This is a genomic window from Odoribacter sp. AF15-53 (genome assembly GCF_003479425.1).
Classification (GTDB): domain Bacteria; phylum Bacteroidota; class Bacteroidia; order Bacteroidales; family Marinifilaceae; genus Butyricimonas.
On record NZ_QUHC01000017.1, the window covers coordinates 35,849 to 55,865 of the forward strand.

A 20,017-nucleotide genomic window follows, 5' to 3' on the forward strand; every position below is an offset into this window, starting at 1 on the left:
TTATTTTTATTCCAAAGGGTTCCAAGTGGAAAAATAGAAATCACGTGTATAATTTTTTGTTCCGGATGTTTTCGTGAACGTTTGCATGAATGAATAGTAACTACATGATATTTAACCATCTATTCACCATCTTACATGTTGATACATACGAGTTTAAATGATGATATTGAAACATATTTGTCACATTTTCTATATAGTTCCAAATAAAATTTGTAAGTTTGCCGAAATTTTTTGAATTATGGAGTTTAAAGCAAAGGACATAGCAGCTCTTTTAAATGGGGTTGTCGATGGTAATCCGGAGATTTCTGTTAATAATGTATCTAAGATAGAGGAAGGAAAGCCGGGAACGCTGGCTTTTCTGGCGAATCCTAAATATGAACATTATATCTACACGACTCAGGCATCAATCGTGCTGGTGAATAAAACATTCAAGCCCGCTCATGAGTATTCCTGTACATTGATTCGCGTGGAATCGGCTTATGACGCGATCGCAACTTTATTGCAAATGTACGATGATATGAAGCCGAAACCAGTAGGAATAGAGCAACCTTCTTATATCAGTGATAGTGCCTCGATAGGTGAAAAACCTTATGTCGGGGCATTCGCGTATATAGGGAGAGGTGCCAAGATCGGGAACAACGTGAAAATATACCCGCAAGCGTATATCGGGGATGGGGTGGTTGTCGGTGACAACACGGTCATCTATTCCGGTGTAAAGATATACACGGGGTGCGTGGTCGGGAAATCTTGTATCCTGCATTCCGGTGTTGTCTTGGGAGCCGATGGATTCGGTTTTGCCCCTGAAGGAGATCATTACAAGAAAGTGCCACAGATCGGGAACGTAGTGTTGGAAGACGATGTCGAGATCGGGGCGAATACCTGTATTGACCGGGCAACCATGGGATCGACGATCATCAAGAAAGGCGTTAAACTCGATAACTTGATTCAGATTGCGCACAATGTCGTGATCGGGGGCAATACCGTGATTGCCGCGCAAACGGGTATCGCTGGAACCACGAAGGTCGGAGAGAATTGTGTGTTTGGCGGACAAGTCGGCCTTATCGGGCACCTGACAATCGGGGCGGGAACCCAGATTGCTGCGCAGAGTGGTATTACTTCAAATGTACCGGAAAAATCAGTCCTTCGCGGCTCTCCTGCGTTTGATCTCCCAAAATATCAAAAATGTTATGTCGTGTTCCGTAAATTACCGGAGCTCTACGGACAAATAAAAGATTTGGAGAAAGAGGTGAATAATTTAAAATCAAAATAGAATGTCAGTAAAGCAAAGAACTTTAAAGAGTGAATTTTCTTTGAATGGGAAAGGCTTGCACACCGGTAAGCCGGTGTCCGCTACCTTTAAGCCGGCTGAAGAGAATTTTGGATATCGAATACGTCGGGTAGACTTGGAGGGATCTCCTGAAATTCCCGCTTTGGCTGAGTATATCAAGTTAATGGATCGTGCTAGTTGTCTTGAAAAAGACGGCGTGTGCGTGTTCACGATGGAGCATGCTATGGCTGCTCTTTATGGAAGTGGAATTGATAACTGCCTGATCGAATTGAACGGGGAGGAGTTCCCGATATTAGACGGTAGTTCAAAATATTACGTGGAAGAAATAGGGAAAGTAGGCATCGAGGAACAAGAGGCCGAAAGACGCTATTTCACGGTAAAAGAACAAATGGAATATTGTAGTGAGGATGGGCAAACGAAGATCACGTTATTGCCGGATACGGATTACAACGTGAATTTGGTGGTCGCTTATGATTCTCCTTACTTGCAGATGCAGTATGCCACTTATTCTGAAAAAACGACTGATTTTGCGAAAGAGATCGCCCCTTGTCGGACGTTCGTGTTTTTGCGCGAGCTGGAAATGCTTTTGCAACACAACCTGATTAAAGGGGGGGATTTGGATAATGCTATCGTGATCGTTGATCGTGAGATTTCCCAGGAAGAAGTTAATCGGTTGGCGAAATTGTTTAATTACGATTCGATAGAAGTAAAACAAGGCGTGTTGAACAACCTAACCTTGTATTTTGATAATGAACCGGCACGTCATAAATTGCTGGACGTTATCGGTGACTTGGCTTTATGCGGACGTTTCATCAAGGGACGTGTCATTGCAGAAAGGCCTGGACATAAGGCTAATACCAGTTTAGCTAGAAAAATGTGTAAGGCTATCGCTCAGGCTGAGCGAGAGGATGTACGTCCGGACGTTGATACGACTGCCGAACCTTTAATGGATATTAATAAAGTAAGATCTTTATTACCTCACCGTCCTCCTTTCCTGTTAGTGGATAAGGTTTACGAAGTGACGGATGATCTTGTGATCGGTTGCAAGAATGTAACCATGAACGAGCCGTTCTTCGTGGGACATTTTCCCGATGAGCCGGTAATGCCGGGCGTGTTGATCGTGGAAGCCATGGCTCAGTGCGGGGGTATCTTGGTATTGAATCAGGTGGAAGATCCTGAAAATTATTCAACTTATTTCGTGAAAATTGATGGAATCAAATTCCGTCATAAAGTTGTTCCGGGAGATACGCTAGTCTTTAAATTGGTGAAGATAGCCCCTATCCGGCGTGGAATCGTGACGATGAGAGGGTACGCTTTTGTCGGCAAAACGTTAGTTTGTGAAGTAGGAGAGTTTATGGCCCAAGTTGTAAAAACGAAAAAGTAATTGCAAACTTGCATCCAGAGTAAATAATATATTTAATTAAATAAAAAACGAATGAAACAACCGTTAGCTTATGTTCATCCTGATGCTCAAATTGCCGATAATGTGGTGATCGAGCCATTTGTGACGATTGATAAGAATGTCGTTATTGAGGAAGGAACAAGAATTGGTTCGAATGTCACTATCCTGGAGGGAGCACATATCGGGAAAAATTGTAAAATATTTCCTGGGGCAGTAATTTCTGCCATTCCGCAAGATTTGAAATTCAAAGGTGAAAAATCTATCGTTGTTATCGGGGATAACACGACGATCCGCGAATGTGTAACCGTAAACAGAGGAACTGCTGCTAAAGGAATTACGAAAATCGGGAATAATTGCCTGATTATGGCTTATGCTCATATTGCTCATGATTGCGAGGTCGGGGATAATTGTATCATCACGAATGCTTGTCAGTTAGCCGGGGAAGTCGTGATTGATGATTTCGCTATTCTGGGAGGTATGAGTGCCGTGCATCAATTTGTGCATATCGGTCGTCACGTGATGATCTCCGGTGGGTCCTTGATCGGGAAGGATGTTCCTCCTTACGTGAAAGCGGGAAGAGACCCCTTGTCTTACGCCGGGGTGAACTCGATCGGTTTGCGTCGTAGAGGTTTCACGAACGAAAAGATCAACGAAATTCAGGATATCTATCGTATTCTTTACCAATCAGGATTAAATAACTCGGATGCCGTAGAGCGTATCGAAGCAGAAATGCCCGCTTCCAAAGAGCGTGATGAAATTATTCTGTTCGTGCGTAATAGCAAACGGGGTATCATGAAAGGATACTTGGGGTAAACCCGAAGCCAGAAGATTTTAGGAATGGAGTCCGGTCAATATTGACCGGACTTTATTTATGTCGTTGGCAACTCAAGGGCAATAAAAAAGCACTTCCGAAGAAGTGCTTTTTTATTGTTCTAATCCTGAAATTATAATTTCGGACCTGCGGCAACCAATGCTTTACCGGCTTCATTACCCTCGAACTTCTTGAAGTTCTTGATGAAACGTTCAGATAAATCTTTAGCTTTTGTTTCCCAATCGCTGGCGTTACTATACGTGTCGCGAGGATCAAGGATATTCGGATCAACTCCCGGTAATTCCGTCGGAACTTGGAAATCGAAATACGGGATAAGCTTGGTCGGGGCTTTGTCGATAGAACCGTCAAGGATTGCGTCGATAATACCACGTGTATCTTTAATGGAGATACGTTTCCCAGTTCCGTTCCATCCGGTATTGACCAAATAAGCTTTGGCTCCGGATTTCTCCATTTTCTTCACGAGTTCTTCCGCGTATTTCGTCGGGTGCAAGGATAAGAATGCTGCACCGAAACAAGCGGAGAAAGTAGGTGTCGGTTCGGTAATACCACGTTCTGTACCTGCTAATTTGGCCGTGAATCCTGATAAGAAGTAATATTTTGTTTGTTCCGGGGTCAGGATAGATACCGGGGGTAATACTCCGAACGCATCAGCAGACAAGAAAATTACTTGACCGGCAGCCGGGCCCTTGGATATCGGTTTTACAATATTCTTGATATGATAGATCGGGTAAGAAACGCGAGTGTTCTCGGTAACTGATTTGTCGTTGAAATCAATCTTTCCGTTAGCGTCTACCGTTACGTTTTCTAACAGTGCGTCACGTTTGATGGCATTATAGATGTCCGGTTCAGCTTCTTTGCTCAGGTTGATAACTTTAGCGTAACATCCGCCTTCATAATTGAACACGCCCTCGTCATCCCATCCGTGTTCGTCATCACCGATCAGCAAACGTTTCGGGTCCGTAGACAAAGTTGTTTTACCTGTTCCTGATAAACCGAAGAAGATGGCGGTATTCTTACCGTTCATGTCCGTGTTGGCGGAACAGTGCATGGAAGCGATTCCGCGTAACGGGTTCAGGTAATTCATGATAGAGAAGATACCTTTCTTCATTTCACCACCATACCAGGTGTTCAGGATTACTTGTTCTTTCGTCTTCAGGTTGAACACGGTAGCCGTCTCTGAATTCAAACCCAGTTCTTTGAAATTGTCAACTTTAGCTTTAGCGGCGTTGAAAGAAACGAAATCAGGTTCCCCGTAATTTGCCAATTCTTCCTCTGTCGGGCGGATGAACATGTTCTTCACGAAATGAGCCTGCCAGGCAACTTCCATGATAAAACGTACTTTCAGGCGGGTTCCTTCGTTGGCACCGCAGAAAGTATCTACCACGTACAATTTTTTGCCGGATAACTGTTTTACCGCTTTTGCCTTTAAGTCTGCCCAGGCTGCCTCGGAACAAGGTTTGTTATCGTTCTTGTATTCATCGGAAGTCCACCATACTGAATCTTCACTGGCTTCATTCTTTACAAAGAACTTATCTTTTGGGGAACGTCCGGTATAGATTCCGGTCATTACGTTTACGGCACCAAGCTCGGTTAAATATCCTTTTTCGTACCCTTCCAATTTCGGGTCTGTTTCTGCTTTGTACAATTCTTCGTATGAGGGATTATGAAGGATCTCTTTCACTCCCGTGATTCCATAAATGCTTAAATCTAATTTTGCCATAGCAATAAATTTATATTAGAAATTAATTAATTCTTTTTTTCCGTAATCGGCTACAAAAGTAGAAAACATTTTGATATGTTTCGTATAAACTTGCTCTTATTTTTTCTCATCTTTCAAGAATATATTTATCCTTTCGTATATCTTTTGTACGTGCGTGTCGGTGAATTTGTTTCTATCGACATTTCGTATGTAACTGTCGGTAAATGGGGAGTTTGCTTTTCGGATAATACGACTTCTCCCGATGGCGGTTAACGCTGCCGCTTGGAGAAAAGGGGTATCCGAATGTAAATATTCATTTACCAGTTGTTCAACATCTTCCCGTTGGGCAAGAACCAACGTGCCGAAATATTCTGCGATCTCGAAGTTGTAACTGAAACTTATTAATTGTGTAATTTTTTCAGTAATCAATTCTTGAACTGGAAATAAAAAACAGGCTACAATTTGTTCTTCCCGCTTCTTTGTACCCCACAATAGTTGTGCCAATTTTAAATCACTCCGGTATTGTCCGGCCAGATTTTTAAGCGAGAGATAACTGGCCCCGATTTGGCCTCGCGTGTCGGCCCCGATTCGTTCCATGCTATCAAGACTTCTACCGTTTTGTAACCGGAATATACGTCGACTAACTTCCTTGAAAAGTTGTTCTGATTCTTTATTTATCGGGAAAACTTCTATCACCTCCTAATAATTTTTAAAGTAAATGAAAATACATGCATGACAAAAATAGGTATAAAAAATGAGATTGGCACTTTGTGCGTTATGTTTTGTAGCATATTCAAACGTTTGAGTAGAAGATGATTAGTTTAAAAAATCTGAATGTGTTAAATATTTATTAAGGTTTGGGTTAAAAGATATTATTCGCAGGGATATCATTAATTTCGTCACGCTAAACAAGATACAATAAATTTAATAGTGCGTATAATGATGATTAAGTGTATTTTATGGTTGATTCCTTGTCTTTTCGTGTTGAACGGGTTGGCTCAAAAAGCCAATTATAAGGAAGCAGAACGTTTCATGAGAGGTAAGGCAGAAGGACTGGTCGGGTCCACGAAAGTACGCCCGAGCTATCTGAAAAAAAGTGATAAATTTTGGTATAGCTATCAAACAGGAGATGGTGTCCGCTATTATTTCGTGGACCCGAAAGCGAAGTTACACCGGGAATTATTTGACCGGGAATTCATGGCGGGAGAGATCAGTAAACATACCCACGGGCCGGTGAATTACAAGAAACTTCCCGTGTCGGGGGTTACGTTTAAAGAAGACGAGAAAACGATGAAGTTTCAAGTGGATACTTTTCGTTTCGAGTATAATATCTACACGAATCGTTTGGTAAAGATTGATTCGGCTCGGAAAAAAGAAGACGTGAAACCTTCGAAACCCAAGGGATTAGTCGGGACCTATTCCCCGGATAGCACCTATATTGTTTACGCGAAGGAACATGATTTATACATGCTTTCCGTGAAAGATTCCGTGGAGACCCGGTTGACAACAGACGGGGAAATAAAATATTCTTATGCCCGTTTCGACACGGACACCACGAAAAAGAAAGTGGATGCCAGGGTGACCTGGTTCGACAATTCGGAACGTTTCTACGTGCGTCGTTCGGATCGGAGAAAGATCAAGACTCTTTTTATAGTCAATAACCTGAGTTCCCGTCCGCAATTGCAAGAATATGAATACGTGATGGCAGGGGATCAAGAGGTGCAACAAGAGGAATTGTTCCTCGTGGACACGACGAGTAAGAAGATGATTAAAGTGCCTGTCGAGAAATGGAAAGACCAGACAATGCGGGCGTTTTCGCCAGATAAGAAGGTTACCAGCCTCTATTTTATGCGCAAGAAAAGAACCTGTGATGAGATCGATATTTGCCGGGTAGACCCGGAAACGGGAGAGGTGAAAGTATTAATCAACGAGATCAGTAAACCTTATTTCAATAATGAATTTTATAATCTCTCTATACTGAACGAGGGTAAGGATATCATCTGGTGGTCGGAAAGAACCGGGCACGGGCATTTTTATCTTTATGACGGCGAGGGAAATTTGAAGAACGCTATCACTTCGGGAGATTGGACTGCAGGGAAAATAATTAAAATAGATACCGTGGGGCGGACGATTTATTTTAATGCTTACGGTCAGGCCAAGGGACAATGTCCTTATTACGCCCGGGTAAACAAGGCCCGGTTGGATGGGGGAAAAGTTGAAATATTGAGTCCGGAACAGGCCACACACGAGGCTTACTTCTCGGAATCCGGTCGCTATTTCGTGGATAATTACTCCCGTGCGGACATGGAACCCCGGAGCGTGTTGCGAGATAACAAGGGAAAGGTGATATTGGAATTGGCTTCTCCCGACCTGACCCGGCTTTACGAGACGGGCTGGAAGATGCCGGAAGCCTTTACCGTTAAAGCTGCCGACGGGGCGACCGATTTGTACGGTTTTATGTGGAAACCTTTTGATTTCGACTCCACGCTGCATTACCCGATTATCTCGTATGTTTACCCCGGACCGCAAACGGAAGCAATTCCTCTAGAGTTTTCGGTTTCTGCGGTTTACAACGTTGCGTTGGCCCAAGTCGGTTTCGTTGTGGTCACTTTCGGGCACCGGGGAGGAAGCCCGATGCGGGATAAATGGTATCACACCTTCGGGTACAATAACCTTCGGGATTACCCGTTGGCGGATGACAAGTACGGCATCGAGCAACTAGCTGATCGTTTCAATTTTATAGATAAATCGAAAGTCGGAATATTCGGTCACTCTGGTGGTGGCTTCATGTCCACGGCAGCCTTGTGTACCTATCCCGATTTTTACACGGCTGCAGTCTCTTCCGCTGGAAACCATGATAACAATATTTATAACCAATGGTGGGGAGAAACACATCACGGTGTGCGTGAGGTGAAATCTTTCGAGAAGAAAACCGTGAAAGATTCCGTCACGGGGAAGGACACCACGATCTCGGTAGAAAAGATTAAGTTCGAGACTAAAATCCCCACGAACATCGAGTTGGCTAGAAACCTGAAAGGCTATTTGATGCTCGTTACCGGGGACGTGGACAACAACGTGCACCCGGCTAACACGCTACGTATGGCTGATGCTTTATTGAGAGCCGGGAAGAATTTTGATCTGGTGATCCTACCTGGTCAGGCTCACGGTTTCGGCGGTATCCAGCAAGCATTCTACCAGCGTAAAATGTGGTATCATTTCGCCAAACATTTGTTAGGAGATTACTCTTCCGAGCAGTTCCGGGAAATAGATGCTTTCATGAGATTGTAAAAGATATATACCGAGTCTTAAACACGACACCGGAATCCAAACCTGACAGATAGTTTGAATTCCGGTGTCGTGTTTCTCCGTGGGAATGCAACCGAGTTTGTGAGGTAATGATATGGTGTTCTTAAAGGAGGGGAAATCCGGTTGCATGTGATAAAAAGGAAGGGAGAGTGTCCGTTCTCCCTTCCTACACGGAATCCTCTTTCACTGGTTGCAAAATGAAAAACGTAGTCCCAATTCCGTGTTTGTACAAGTCAATAATAAAATTCTAATTTATCCTATCCTAAATGTCAATACTTTAAAATCTTGAAAGAAATGGCTGGGGCATACATCTCCCTCGCTATTTTCATCTCTATATCTTGGTCTGGTAAAAAACTCCGGACCCAACAAGTCAACCCGGAGCGATAGCATAACGATAGGAGGTGACTTAATCGTGGGAGTAGTGCTTAAGCCAGCACGAAAAGCAAACCTACACCACTATAAGTATAATTCGAAAAGAATATACGAATAACAGATATGAGTGTTGCAATCTCGCGGCATACCGGTTTAAAAACTTAGGGCACGATTCTTAACCACAAGCATTTTCAACATCAACATCATACGGGATATTATCGGCGGCTCTCCGCACAATCCTCGGAACAAAGATATGATTATTTTCATTTTTTTACAACTTTATAAACAAAACATTCATCCTGTTTAAGCGTAAATGGCTCCAAACTTGACGGGTTTTATAGTTGATGTAATACATTGTTATAATATTAGCAAATGGTCGATGAGGCTATTTTTTAATCAACTTTTCTATTTTCTCCTTCAGTTGCAGAGCCGTGAGAGACATATCCTCGATTGCCATCCACGTAACCACGTTTTCTCGATTGATAAGGTAGATCCGGGGAATAGTGTTGTTGGCAAACAGGGAAAATACTTGCCTGTCCGGATCGAGGTAGAAAGGCATTTCAAACTGGTGTTTTTCCCAGAATTGGCTGATAACCTCTGCCTTTTCCGCCCGGGCGATGGGCACGAGCCTGAAATCCGGGTTTTCCTTCAAGTTCTCCCAAACCTGTTCAATTTTAGGAAGTTCCCTCTGGCAATCGGGGCAAGTCGTCATGAAGAACACGAGCAGGGTAACTCGACCTGTAAAATCCTGTGATTTCAACTCTTCCCCGTCAGTATTTTTAACGGTAAATTCGGGAAGTTTGTCGCCGACGTTGATATAATTCGCCATTTCTTCTGGTTTGTCTTTGTCCTTGACGCAAGCCGAAAACAAGGCGGGAGATAGGAGTAAAAAGATGAATATTATTTTCTGCATAATTGAATTCCATTTATAATTGACCCGTGAAAGTAAAGAATAAGATTGAATTAACAAAATTGCTCTTTACGTATTTCGTACCTGCGACAATACGTATATATGCATAAAAAGATACCCGTGATGTATTATATATTTGCAAAATTGAAATAGTCTAAATTTTTTGATATGGATAAAAAAGATAACATCTTGCGGGAGGATTTTACTTCCCGGGCAGTCATTGTTCCCGGGTACGAGGGATTTATGCAAGGATTGATGAATATCGTTCACTCCGGTCCGCTCTGTGACGTTGTGGGTGAACGGATAAAAGCATACGTGTTGGATTTCGTGAAAGGCAATTCGTTGGATGCGTTTAATCATTTTTCGGACACGACTTACGTGAGGAATTATATTGGACGGGACCCCGAAACACGCTGGGAAGCTATCGTGATGTGCTGGAAGAAAGGGAACCGGACGGCTATTCACTCGCATCCGCAGTTTGCAGGGTACACGTTTGTCGACGGGGAATTTCTGGTGGAAGTGTTCGAGCCTCACGAGGATGGGATCAAGTTGGCTTACAAGACGGTTGTGAATGATACCCTTGGGTTGTACGCTATCGGTGAGGCCGGGAAGTTTGATAATCATATCCATCGTATTACTTGTTTGAGTGACACGGCCCATAGTCTCCACGTGTATTCGGACGATGCGCTGAAAGGTAAGAAACTTGACGGAGTGTTTCTATACGATTGACAGTTATTGATTGGGTAGGAATTAAATAGTACTTCCGGGTCAATTCCATGAGAAGTTTTTTTTCTAAGCTATTAGAAAATTATTCGAACGCTATTATATATAGCGTTCAAATAGCGTTTGAATAGCGTTCAGCTTGGAATTCTGCTGGAATTATTCTTAGTCCCGAATTATTATATTTTATCATACTAGTGTCTACATGTTTTTACTCTTGCAATAGGGGTAGCGGGAGCTGTTTTCGGGGATTTCACGAGTTACGGGTAAAAGAATCCCGGAGGGTTTATTTCGGGAGGTTAACAGAAATTATTTTGTATGTAACCAGAAAATGTTATTTTTGCAAGCGTGTGAAAATGTTAGTAATAATTAATAGTATGAGTGTGACAACAAAAAAGAAAGAGAAAGTAAGGTTTAGTAAAGCGTTTTGGGTTGCCAACACGGTAGAATTGTTAGAGCGTGCCGCCTATTACGGGGTATTCGTCGTGATCACGTTGTATTTGAGTAATGTGCTGGGATTCACGGATATTCAAGCGGCTACTATCGCGGGAATTTTTTCCGCTTGTTTGTATTTATTGCCAACATTTTCGGGGGCTCTTGCCGATAAGATCGGTTTCAGGAAGTCGATGTTATTGGCGTTTGCTCTGTTATCGTTAGGATATCTTGGATTGGGTTTGTTCCCGAATTTCCTCGCTTCGACAGGTTTGGTGGAGTACGGTTACGTGACGAAATTCACGGGATTGCAGGAGAGTGGTTATCGTTACGGGATTATCCCGATCATGATCCTGATTATTGTTGGGGGATCGTTTATCAAGAGCGTGATTTCCGGTACCGTGGCGAAGGAAACGGACGAGAAGAACCGGGCAAAAGGTTTTGCCATTTTCTACGGAATGGTGAATATCGGGGCGTTTTCCGGTAAGGTGCTTGTGACGCCTTTGCGTGATGCCATGGGACACGAGGGGATGATCGTGTTGAATTATTTCTCGGCCGGAATGACATTCCTGGCGTTGATCGCAATTTATTTATTTTACAAGAGTGATAAACATGCGGGCGAGGGTAAGACTTTCCGGCAGATTTGGACGGGACTTGTTAAGGTGTGTTCGAACGGGCGTTTGATCGTGTTGATCTTGATTATCACGGGTTTCTGGATGGTGCAACATCAATTGTATGCCACGATGCCGAAATACGTGACCCGTTTGGCTGGGGAGGCGAGTGCTATCGGGTGGTACGCGAACGTGAATCCATTGGTGGTCGTGTTGACCGTGAATCTGGTGACTTCGTTGATGCGTAAGAAGTCTGCCTTGTTCTCGATGACCTGCGGTATGTTTATTATGCCGGTTTCGGCTCTTTGCATGGCATCAGGGAATATGCTTGGTGGGGGTGAAATCATGGGATTGCATCCCGTGGCGTTCATGATGATCGTGGGTATCGTGTTCCAGGGGTTGGCCGAGGTGTTTATTTCTCCCCGTTTCCTGGAATATTTCTCGTTACAGGCTCCGAAAGGAGAAGAGGGGATGTATCTCGGGTTTAGTCACTTGCATTCGTTCCTGTCATCGATATTCGGGTTCGGGTTATCCGGGTTTCTGTTGAGCAAGTATTGTCCGGATCGGGCATTGTTCAGTAGCGAGGCTGATTGGGCGGTAGCTTCTGTCCATGCGCATTATATATGGTACTATTTTGCGGCGATCGCTTTGGTGTCAGCCATTGCCTTGATTATTTACGGGAGAGTGGTGCGTCGGTTGGATGCGAAGAAGGGCGTGGCGTGACATATACGAAGATTAATTAAATAGGAATATAGATCGTGTAGTACTTTTGTGCTACACGATTTATGTTATGGCTAATTATAGAATAACCGGTTTGTTCCATGTCGTGGTGGGAATGTACAAATGTGTTGTGTCTCGTTGCATTTTATGTTGACGGACGTTCTGCGTTGTTGGGCAGGATGTTTTTGTATAGATGATATTATTAATGGCTATCGTGAGTCCGATGAGGAAAAGGACGATAGCCAGAATGAGGCTTCTAATCATGGTGTTTTGTATTAACGTTATATTGTCCTGTACGGATGTTACTTGTAAAGGTTTCATTTTAGTAGTTTGATCATTTTTTGTTTCGGGGCTTCTCCTCGCGGGCCGATTTATAGGTTGTAGGGTCGTATAAATATATGAAAATTTAATAAAATAGCAAAGGTTTTTCGGGTTTATGCGTGGAATATGAAGAACTTTAAGTTCGTCTTTCGTATAATCGTGTGGTTCTTACCTCGTTGGGGAGCGTGAATTTCGGGTTGTAAATTGTAACTTGGCGATGCCAACATTTTTAGTTAACTTTGTGGGAATGATGAAAGATATGAAGACGGTTATAGAATTATTTGAGAGAAGTTGTGAGATGTTTCCCGGTAATCCTTATTTGTGGGAGAAGAAAAACGGGGAATACGTGGCGACGACATACACGGATGTGAAACGCGAGGTGATGAATTTCGCAGGAGCGTTGTGTTCATTGGGGCTGGATAAGGGGGATCGGATCGCTTTGTTTAGTGAGGGGTGTAATAATTGGGTATACTCGGAGCTGGGAATGTTGTATGCCGGAGGGGTGAACGTGCCGTTATCTATCAAGTTGACGGATAACGAGATTGTTTTCAGAGTGGAACATTCTCAGGCTCGTTTCCTGATCGTGTCGTCGAATTTCTTGAATAGAATCCGGGGGATAGAAGACCGGATTGCGGATGTCGAGAAGATTATCGTGTTTCATTCGGATATAAATGAGGGAAAGTATTTGTCATTCGAGCGGTTGTTGAAAGAAGGAGAGGTCTGGAGGAAGGAGAATGCCGCATTGTTGGATGAGCGGGTGCGTTCTGTAACGGAAAATGATCTGGTGAATATTTCTTATACTTCGGGAACGACGGCAGAACCGAAAGGGATTATGTTATCGCACCGGAATTACGTGACCAACGTGTTGCAGTCGGATTCGTTGATACAGATCCCGGAGTATTACAGGATATTGTTGTTTTTGCCGTGGGATCATAGTTTCGCCCACACGGTGGGGTTGTATTCGTTCATGTATAACGGGGCATCGTTGGCGTCTGTCGATTACGGGCAGTCGGGGATGGAATATTTGCGTAATATTCCGGTTAACCTGCAAGAGGTGAAGCCTCATATTCTGTTAAGTGTCCCGGCATTAGCGAAGAATTTCAGAAAGAATATAGAAGCGGGGATAAGAACGAAAGGACGTTTTGCCAATCGGTTTTATCAAGCGGGTTTAAGAGTGGCTTACTCGTATAACGGGGTCGGAAGTGACCGGGGACGAGGGTGGAAAATGTTGTTAAAGCCTTTGGTGAAGTTGTGGGATGCGGTTCTGTTTTCTAAAATCCGGAAACAGGTGTTTGGTGGGAACCTTCGATTCTTCGTGGGGGGAGGGGCTTTGCTGGATATCGAGTTACAGCGGTATTATGCGGCTTTGGGTATCCCGATGTTTCAGGGGTACGGGCTGTCGGAGGCTTCCCCGGTGATTAGTTCGAATACTCCCGGGTATCATCGTTTCGGTTCTTCCGGGATGTTGGTGAAGCCCATGGATTTGAAAATCTGTGACGAGGGTGGTAATATGTTGCCCGCGGGGCAGAAAGGCGAATTGTGGATTCGTGGGGGAAACGTGATGGAAGGGTATTGGCGGAACGAGAGGAGCACGTCGGAGACCATCGTGGATGGTTGGCTGCACACGGGGGATTTGGGTTACTTGCATAAAGACGGTTGGTTGTACGTGTTAGGGCGTTTTAAATCCTTGTTGATTGCCAATGATGGAGAGAAGTATAGCCCGGAGGGGATCGAGGAGACGATTGCCGAGCAGTCGAAATATATAGACTATTGTATTTTGTATAATAATCAATCGCCTTACACGGCCGGGTTGATTGTTCCGAACAAGCAGGCTTTGCGGGAATATATCGAGAAGCAGGATGTGGAACCGGGGTCGATGGATGCGTACCGGGCAATGTTGAAGAAGATTCAAGGTGAGTTGATGGCTTACCGGGTGGGAGGGAAACACGCTCATCTGTTCCCGGAAAGGTGGTTGCCCGCTGTCGTGGCCGTGTTGCCGGAGTTGCTGAACGAGCAGAACGAGATGATAAATTCGACCATGAAGGTGGTAAGGGGAAAAGTTTATGATCGATTTAAGGAAGAAATAGATTACCTTTACACCCCGGAAGGAAAGGATATCACGAATAAACGGAACCTTCAGAATTTAAAACAGTTAATGTCTTGAATTGGACGTCGGGAGTGTTGTCATTCTCGATTTTCAATTTTCAATTTTCAATTATTATGGAGCGTCGAGCAACAAAACAGGTTAAAATCGGGGAAATATGTATCGGATCTGGGTATCCGGTTTTGGTGCAGTCTATGTTGAATACCGATACGATGAATACAGGGGCTTGCGTGGAACAAGCGATCCGGATAATAAAAGCGGGAGGAGAGTTGGTCAGAATCACTGCACCGGGGGTGAAAGAAGCAGAGAATTTGCGGAATATACACGCCGAATTGCGGCGAAGGGGGTACATGACACCTCTTTCGGCAGATATACATTTTAACCCGGATGCGGCGATCGAGGCGGCAAAGCACGTGGAAAAAGTGCGTATTAATCCTGGTAATTTCGTGGATAAGCGGGCGACGTTCAAGACGTTGACTTACACGGATGAGGAGTACGCTGCTGAATTGGAGCGTTTGCGGGAAAAGTTTTCTGCGTTCCTGAACGTGTGTCGGGAACACGGGACGGCGGTACGTGTCGGGACAAATCACGGTTCCTTGTCGGATCGAATCATGAGTCGTTACGGGAACACGCCTGCCGGCATGGTGGAGGCGACGATGGAATACTTGCGAGTATGCCGTGATGAGAAATTTGATAACGTGGTGATCTCGTTGAAATCGAGTGATTGCCGGGTGATGGTGGAGGCCGTACGTTTGTTAGTGCGAGAAATGGAAAAGGAGGGGATGAATTATCCCTTGCATTTGGGAGTGACGGAGGCGGGAGAGGGAGAGGATGGAAGGATTCGCTCGGCAGTGGGGATAGGTACGCTTTTGAATGAAGGGTTGGGTGACACTATAAGAGTTTCTCTGACGGAAGAGCCGGAAGCGGAGATTCCGGTTGCCAGGGAACTGGTGGCTCTTTGTAAGCCCGGTTACCGCCCGGATAGGCCCGTGCTGGAGGGACGTTTTTCCCGTCCGGTGATCGTGGCGGATATTTCGAAGGTGGAGTGTGTTGATGAATCTGTGACGGCAGCTTTGGATTTTCACGTGGCGGCGACAAATGATCCCGTGTATGGCGATCTGTTGCGGGGAGGAAAACTGGCTCCCGAATTTATATATACGGAAGCGCTGGGACCGGAATTGACGAAGTTGCCGGAAAGCGTGACGGTCGTGGTGCCTTATGATAATATTGATGTCGCTCATGTGTATAACCGGAGGGCGGTTGCCTTGATCGGGGTAAAGGATTATCTGAATATGCGGGGAGATGTCGAGGGGGATCGTATGCTGGTGGAGGTGCGTGATGTGCGGGATTTGACCCCAGAATTGGCCGATAAATTGCGGCGTGATGAGAAAACGATTGTTGTGTTGAACCCGGAAGTGCCGGAATATAATGTTTACCGGGAAATGCTGGAGAGTATGTCGTTGCGGTGGGGGATCGTGAATTCTGTTATTATCCGGGTAGAAACGAGGATACCCGTGTGGAGTGAGTTGAGTTTGATGATGGCCGCACATGTAGGGGGACTTTTCTTGGATCGGTTGGGGTATGGGATTTGGTTATCTTGTTCTGGCATACAGAGTATAGAGGGGGGCGTGCGGTTGAGTCGGGATATACTCCAATCGGCGGGAGTGCGTTGTTATAAGACGGAGTTTATAAGTTGTCCGGGATGCGGGCGTACTTTATATAATTTGCAGGAGTCGGTGGCTAAGGTGAAAAAAGCTTTCGCTCATTTGAGCCGGTTGAAAATTGCTGTTATGGGATGTATCGTGAACGGGCCGGGGGAAATGGGAGACGCAGATTACGGGTATGTCGGTGCCGGTAACGGGAAAGTCAATCTGTTCCGGGGGAAGGAAATGGTGCGCGTGGCTGTTCCCGAGGATGAGGCTATCGAGGCATTGAAACAGTTAATTATTGAATGTGGCGACTGGAATGACTAATGTAAAAGATAACACACCTTTAGTTTTAGGGACGGAGAAGATAGGAAAATTGCTGATGCAATATGCGATTCCCGCGATTATTGCCATGACGGCGTCATCGCTGTATAACATGGTAGATAGTATTTTTATCGGGCATGGAGTGGGGCCTCTGGCGATAGCCGGTTTGGCGATTACTTTCCCGCTTATGAATCTGGCTGCGGCTTTCGGTTCGTTGGTCGGGGTCGGGGCTTCGACGTTGGTGGCTATCAAGTTGGGGCAGAAGGACAAGGAGAGTGCAATCCATATCTTGGGTAACGTGGTCATGCTTAACGGTATTATTGGTTTGGTGTTCATGACATTGGCCTTGATGTTTCTCGATCCTATATTGTTGTTTTTTGGAGCGAGTGCCGATACGTTACCTTACGCCCGGGAATATATGCAGGTGATTCTGGGAGGAAATCTCGTTACCCATATTTACATGGGATTGAACGAGGTGTTGAGAGCTTCGGGGTACCCGCGGAAGGCAATGACGGCGACGTTAATGGCAGTTATCGTGAATTGTGTTTTGGATGCCTTGTTTATATTTGGTTTCGGTTGGGGCATCCGGGGTGCGGCATTGGCAACGATTGCGGCGCAGGTGATCGCTTTGGGGTGGGTGTTGTATCACTTTCTGGATAAGAGGAGTTTTTTGCATTTTGAGCGGGGAATATTTGGACTGAAACGGCATCTTGTGGGAGGGATGTTAGCTATCGGCTTGTCTCCTTTCCTGATGAATTTGTGTGCATGCTTCGTCGTGATCTTGATTAACAGGAGTTTGAAAATGCACGGCGGTGATTTGGCGATTGGTGCGTATGGTATCGTGAACCGGGTGGTTTTTCTCTTTCTCATGATCGTGATGGGATTCAACCAGGGAATGCAGCCTATTGCGGGATATAACTTCGGGGCTCGGCAGTTTGATCGTCTGGTTCAGGTATTGAAATATACTATCTTTTGTGGGGTGACGGTCACGACTATCGGGTTCTTGGTGGGGCAATTATTTCCCCGGTCGATTGTCTATCTTTTTGCCACGGATGCGGAATTGGTGCGCGTTGCCGTGGAAGGTTTGCGGATCGTGTTGATGTTTTTCCCGGTGGTGGGATTTCAAATGGTGACTTCCAGTTTTTTCCAGTCTATAGGAATGGCTAAAAAGGCGATATTCTTGTCACTGACCCGGCAATTATTGTTCTTGATCCCGTCGTTACTGGTACTCCCGCATTATTTCGGAACGCAGGGAGTATGGATGAGCATGCCCGTGGCGGATGCTATCGCGACTGTCGTGGCGGCATTCATGTTAAGTTGGCAGTTGAAACAATTAAAGAAATTTTAATCGAGGGGTCACAGGTTTTCAAAAAAATCGGTAGCTTTGTAGAAGAATAGATTTAAAAGATCAAAATATGGATGATAAGTTTGTTATTACGATAGGGCGTCAGTTCGGTAGTTGCGGCAAGGAAGTCGGGCAAGAATTGGCTAAACGGTTTGGAATAGAATTTTATGACAAGAAGTTAATCACTTTGGCATCCAAGGAGAGTGGATTGTGTCAGGAGTTTTTCGAGAAAGCCGACGAGAAAAATTCCGGTAATCTGTTGCAGGCTTTTGCCGCCGGATTTACTTTCGGACCTTTCCAGTACAATGATTTTCTTTCTAATGATAAGTTGTTCCAGATCCAGTCAGACGTGATTCGTAAAGTGGCGAGTGAACATTCTTGCGTGATTGTCGGGCGTTGTGCCGATTATATCCTGCGAGATAACAAGAGGTGTATCAACGTGTTTATCCATGCCAGTATGGAAGAACGGGTGAAGACCGTGATGAATCGCCAGCAAATTACGGAACAAGAGGCTCATGAGATGATTCGCAAAATGGATAAAACAAGGCCGAATTATTACAATTTCTATTCGGATAAGGAGTGGGGAGTGGCTTCATCCTATCATTTATCCGTGGATTCTTCTTTGCTCGGGGTAGAGGCGACGGTAGATTTTATTGAAGAGTTCGTGAAAAAAGCGCTAAAAGATTAGACTGTGTAAAAATTCGGAGATTAAATGATTTAGTGATTGTCGATCCTATGATCTGTTGATGAAATAATCACAGAATCGGCAATCACAGTTTTTTAATAGGTGGCCTTTTTAGGGGTTGGCATAAATAATTCCGGTTCTTTTCTTTCGTGAAAGTTTTTAAATAAGAATTCCGTAAAAGGAGTGTTAAATACTCTTGCCCCGTTCGGGCAGTCTTTCACGCATGCACAGCATTTTATACAGGTTTCGGGATCGCTCACGATCTCTTCTTTTAGTTCGATAGCTTCTACGGGGCAGATTTCTATACACAATTGACATTGGGTGCATAGCTCGTATGTCGTGGTCGGCGTGGCCGGAGTCTTGGGTTTATTTTCCTTGTAAGGGAAATTTCCTTTCACGTGTAATGCAGGAATGTCATTTAAATGATTAAATGATTCAAGTTGTTGTAAAACGGCTTTACCAAAATTCTTTGCAATAAGGGTATCCGATTCATCCGGGCGTCCTGCCGCAGTTGGCATGACCTCCGTGCTGTAAGAGTGTTCACCTATGAAGGCTCCGCCGGCAACGGGAATAAATCCTTGTGCTTTCACCTGATCACGCAATTCAATTAAAGCATCCTCGTAATCCCGGTTCCCGTAAAGAACGATGATGATGGCGGGCGTTTCACGTGCTTTTAGTTTTTGAATACGTTCCATGGCGATTGGGGCAACTCTTCCTGCATAAGTTGGAACGGCAATGATTGTCAGTTGGTTGTTCACGATAATGTCTTTATCCTTAATCGGATAGGTAAGGTCAATTTCGTTACTCATGGGAAGGTTCATTCCTTCCGCAATAGCGTTAGCTACTTTCAGTGAGGTGTGTGTGGGTGAAAAGTAGATTAGTTGAATGGATTTAGTTGTCATGATATCTTTGAATTTTCGTATATGACAAATGTAAAGAAATTGGAGTAGAAAGGTTCATTTTTTCGGTATATTCTTTGGTCGGTTTGTTTGTTACAAGTGTTATATCCGATTGAACTTTTTCTAGGAAGAAATACACTTCTTTTCCTTTTTAACCTTCTATGAAGAGTTAAGCGTGAAAATGATAGTTTACAATTAACTGTCGAGCAGTAAGTTGTAAAAAAAATAAAAAATAACGGGATAAAAGTTTGGAAGGAAGGATTTAATTGCCTTATCTTTGCACCCGCTTTCAAGAGAGAGGGCAAGCACGAGGAAAGGCTTAAACGAGGTAGTGGTTAGAAGAGTTTGAAAAGGTTCTCGAAAAAAAAAGTTTGAAAAAAAAGCTTGAAAAATTTGGAGAA

The 20,017-nt window shown here is 44.4% G+C and carries 14 protein-coding genes; 10 read left to right on the forward strand and 4 right to left on the reverse strand.

From position 1 onward, the window contains the following. Positions 1-238: 238 nt before the first annotated feature. From lpxD to lpxA, 3 genes are read left to right on the forward strand one after another with little or no spacing between them, the layout of a single operon-like run. Entirely contained in the window at positions 239-1,270 is a 1,032-nt protein-coding gene (lpxD, locus tag DWW52_RS19430) for a UDP-3-O-(3-hydroxymyristoyl)glucosamine N-acyltransferase (RefSeq protein ID WP_118717482.1), read from the forward strand. A gap of 1 nt (position 1,271) precedes the next feature. After that, positions 1,272-2,672 (forward strand): bifunctional UDP-3-O-[3-hydroxymyristoyl] N-acetylglucosamine deacetylase/3-hydroxyacyl-ACP dehydratase, encoded by a 1,401-nt coding sequence (locus DWW52_RS19435; protein ID WP_118717484.1) that lies wholly within the window; start codon positions 1,272-1,274, stop codon positions 2,670-2,672. Between the two features lie 51 nt (positions 2,673-2,723). Further along, positions 2,724-3,503, forward strand: coding sequence for an acyl-ACP--UDP-N-acetylglucosamine O-acyltransferase (gene lpxA / locus DWW52_RS19440; protein ID WP_118717486.1), 780 nt, complete (start codon positions 2,724-2,726; stop codon positions 3,501-3,503). A 131-nt stretch (positions 3,504-3,634) separates the two neighbouring features. Here the strand turns inward: lpxA and pckA are convergent, their stop codons facing one another. Further along, positions 3,635-5,242, reverse strand: coding sequence for a phosphoenolpyruvate carboxykinase (ATP) (gene pckA / locus DWW52_RS19445; protein ID WP_118717488.1), 1,608 nt, complete (start codon positions 5,240-5,242; stop codon positions 3,635-3,637). 96 nt (positions 5,243-5,338) lie between these two features. Then, complete coding sequence (locus tag DWW52_RS19450; protein ID WP_118717490.1) at positions 5,339-5,917, reverse strand: DNA alkylation repair protein; 579 nt, start codon at positions 5,915-5,917, stop codon at positions 5,339-5,341. Between the two features lie 246 nt (positions 5,918-6,163). Here DWW52_RS19450 and DWW52_RS19455 point away from each other — a divergent pair, with 246 nt between their 5' ends. Next, positions 6,164-8,509: a DPP IV N-terminal domain-containing protein gene (locus tag DWW52_RS19455; RefSeq protein WP_118717504.1), complete on the forward strand. Its 2,346-nt coding sequence runs from the start codon at positions 6,164-6,166 to the stop codon at positions 8,507-8,509. A 775-nt stretch (positions 8,510-9,284) separates the two neighbouring features. On the opposite strand, the gene DWW52_RS19460 is transcribed toward DWW52_RS19455, so the two are convergent. Beyond that, a complete protein-coding gene (locus DWW52_RS19460; RefSeq protein WP_118717492.1) occupies positions 9,285-9,812 on the reverse strand; it encodes a TlpA disulfide reductase family protein in 528 nt (175 codons plus the stop codon). 165 nt (positions 9,813-9,977) lie between these two features. Between DWW52_RS19460 and DWW52_RS19465 the strand changes: the two genes are divergently transcribed. The 6 genes from DWW52_RS19465 to DWW52_RS19490 all read left to right on the forward strand — a co-directional run bounded on the left by DWW52_RS19465 (position 9,978) and on the right by DWW52_RS19490 (position 18,720). After that, entirely contained in the window at positions 9,978-10,538 is a 561-nt protein-coding gene (locus DWW52_RS19465; RefSeq protein WP_118717494.1) for a cysteine dioxygenase family protein, read from the forward strand. A gap of 374 nt (positions 10,539-10,912) precedes the next feature. After that, positions 10,913-12,295 carry an MFS transporter gene (locus DWW52_RS19470; protein ID WP_118717506.1) on the forward strand — a complete coding sequence of 461 codons (1,383 nt, stop codon included), beginning with the start codon at positions 10,913-10,915 and terminating at the stop codon, positions 12,293-12,295. A 565-nt stretch (positions 12,296-12,860) separates the two neighbouring features. Beyond that, entirely contained in the window at positions 12,861-14,777 is a 1,917-nt protein-coding gene (locus DWW52_RS19475; RefSeq protein ID WP_370449537.1) for a long-chain fatty acid--CoA ligase, read from the forward strand. A 56-nt stretch (positions 14,778-14,833) separates the two neighbouring features. Further along, positions 14,834-16,690, forward strand: a complete 1,857-nt coding sequence (ispG, locus tag DWW52_RS19480; RefSeq protein WP_118717510.1) for a (E)-4-hydroxy-3-methylbut-2-enyl-diphosphate synthase — start codon at positions 14,834-14,836, stop codon at positions 16,688-16,690. Next, entirely contained in the window at positions 16,683-18,035 is a 1,353-nt protein-coding gene (locus tag DWW52_RS19485; RefSeq protein ID WP_118717496.1) for an MATE family efflux transporter, read from the forward strand. The genes ispG and DWW52_RS19485 overlap by 8 nt, the downstream gene beginning before the upstream one ends. Before the next feature lie 67 nt (positions 18,036-18,102). Further along, a complete protein-coding gene (locus DWW52_RS19490) occupies positions 18,103-18,720 on the forward strand; it encodes an AAA family ATPase (protein WP_118717498.1) in 618 nt (205 codons plus the stop codon). 92 nt (positions 18,721-18,812) lie between these two features. Here the strand turns inward: DWW52_RS19490 and DWW52_RS19495 are convergent, their stop codons facing one another. Then, entirely contained in the window at positions 18,813-19,619 is an 807-nt protein-coding gene (locus tag DWW52_RS19495; RefSeq protein ID WP_118717500.1) for an EFR1 family ferrodoxin, read from the reverse strand. Positions 19,620-20,017: the final 398 nt, after the last annotated feature.

Bases quoted from the DNA above. Each gene is read 5' to 3' on its own strand.
- DWW52_RS19495 (WP_118717500.1), bottom strand. From the start codon at position 19,619: ATGACAACTAAATCCATTCAACTAATCTACTTTTCACCCACACACACC.
- DWW52_RS19465 (WP_118717494.1), top strand. From the start codon at position 9,978: ATGGATAAAAAAGATAACATCTTGCGGGAGGATTTTACTTCCCGGGCA.
- lpxA (WP_118717486.1), top strand. From the start codon at position 2,724: ATGAAACAACCGTTAGCTTATGTTCATCCTGATGCTCAAATTGCCGAT.
- DWW52_RS19475 (WP_370449537.1), top strand. From the start codon at position 12,861: ATGATGAAAGATATGAAGACGGTTATAGAATTATTTGAGAGAAGTTGT.
- DWW52_RS19435 (WP_118717484.1), top strand. From the start codon at position 1,272: ATGTCAGTAAAGCAAAGAACTTTAAAGAGTGAATTTTCTTTGAATGGG.
- ispG (WP_118717510.1), top strand. From the start codon at position 14,834: ATGGAGCGTCGAGCAACAAAACAGGTTAAAATCGGGGAAATATGTATC.
- DWW52_RS19485 (WP_118717496.1), top strand. From the start codon at position 16,683: ATGACTAATGTAAAAGATAACACACCTTTAGTTTTAGGGACGGAGAAG.
- DWW52_RS19455 (WP_118717504.1), top strand. From the start codon at position 6,164: ATGATTAAGTGTATTTTATGGTTGATTCCTTGTCTTTTCGTGTTGAAC.
- lpxD (WP_118717482.1), top strand. From the start codon at position 239: ATGGAGTTTAAAGCAAAGGACATAGCAGCTCTTTTAAATGGGGTTGTC.
- pckA (WP_118717488.1), bottom strand. From the start codon at position 5,242: ATGGCAAAATTAGATTTAAGCATTTATGGAATCACGGGAGTGAAAGAG.
- DWW52_RS19460 (WP_118717492.1), bottom strand. From the start codon at position 9,812: ATGCAGAAAATAATATTCATCTTTTTACTCCTATCTCCCGCCTTGTTT.
- DWW52_RS19490 (WP_118717498.1), top strand. From the start codon at position 18,103: ATGGATGATAAGTTTGTTATTACGATAGGGCGTCAGTTCGGTAGTTGC.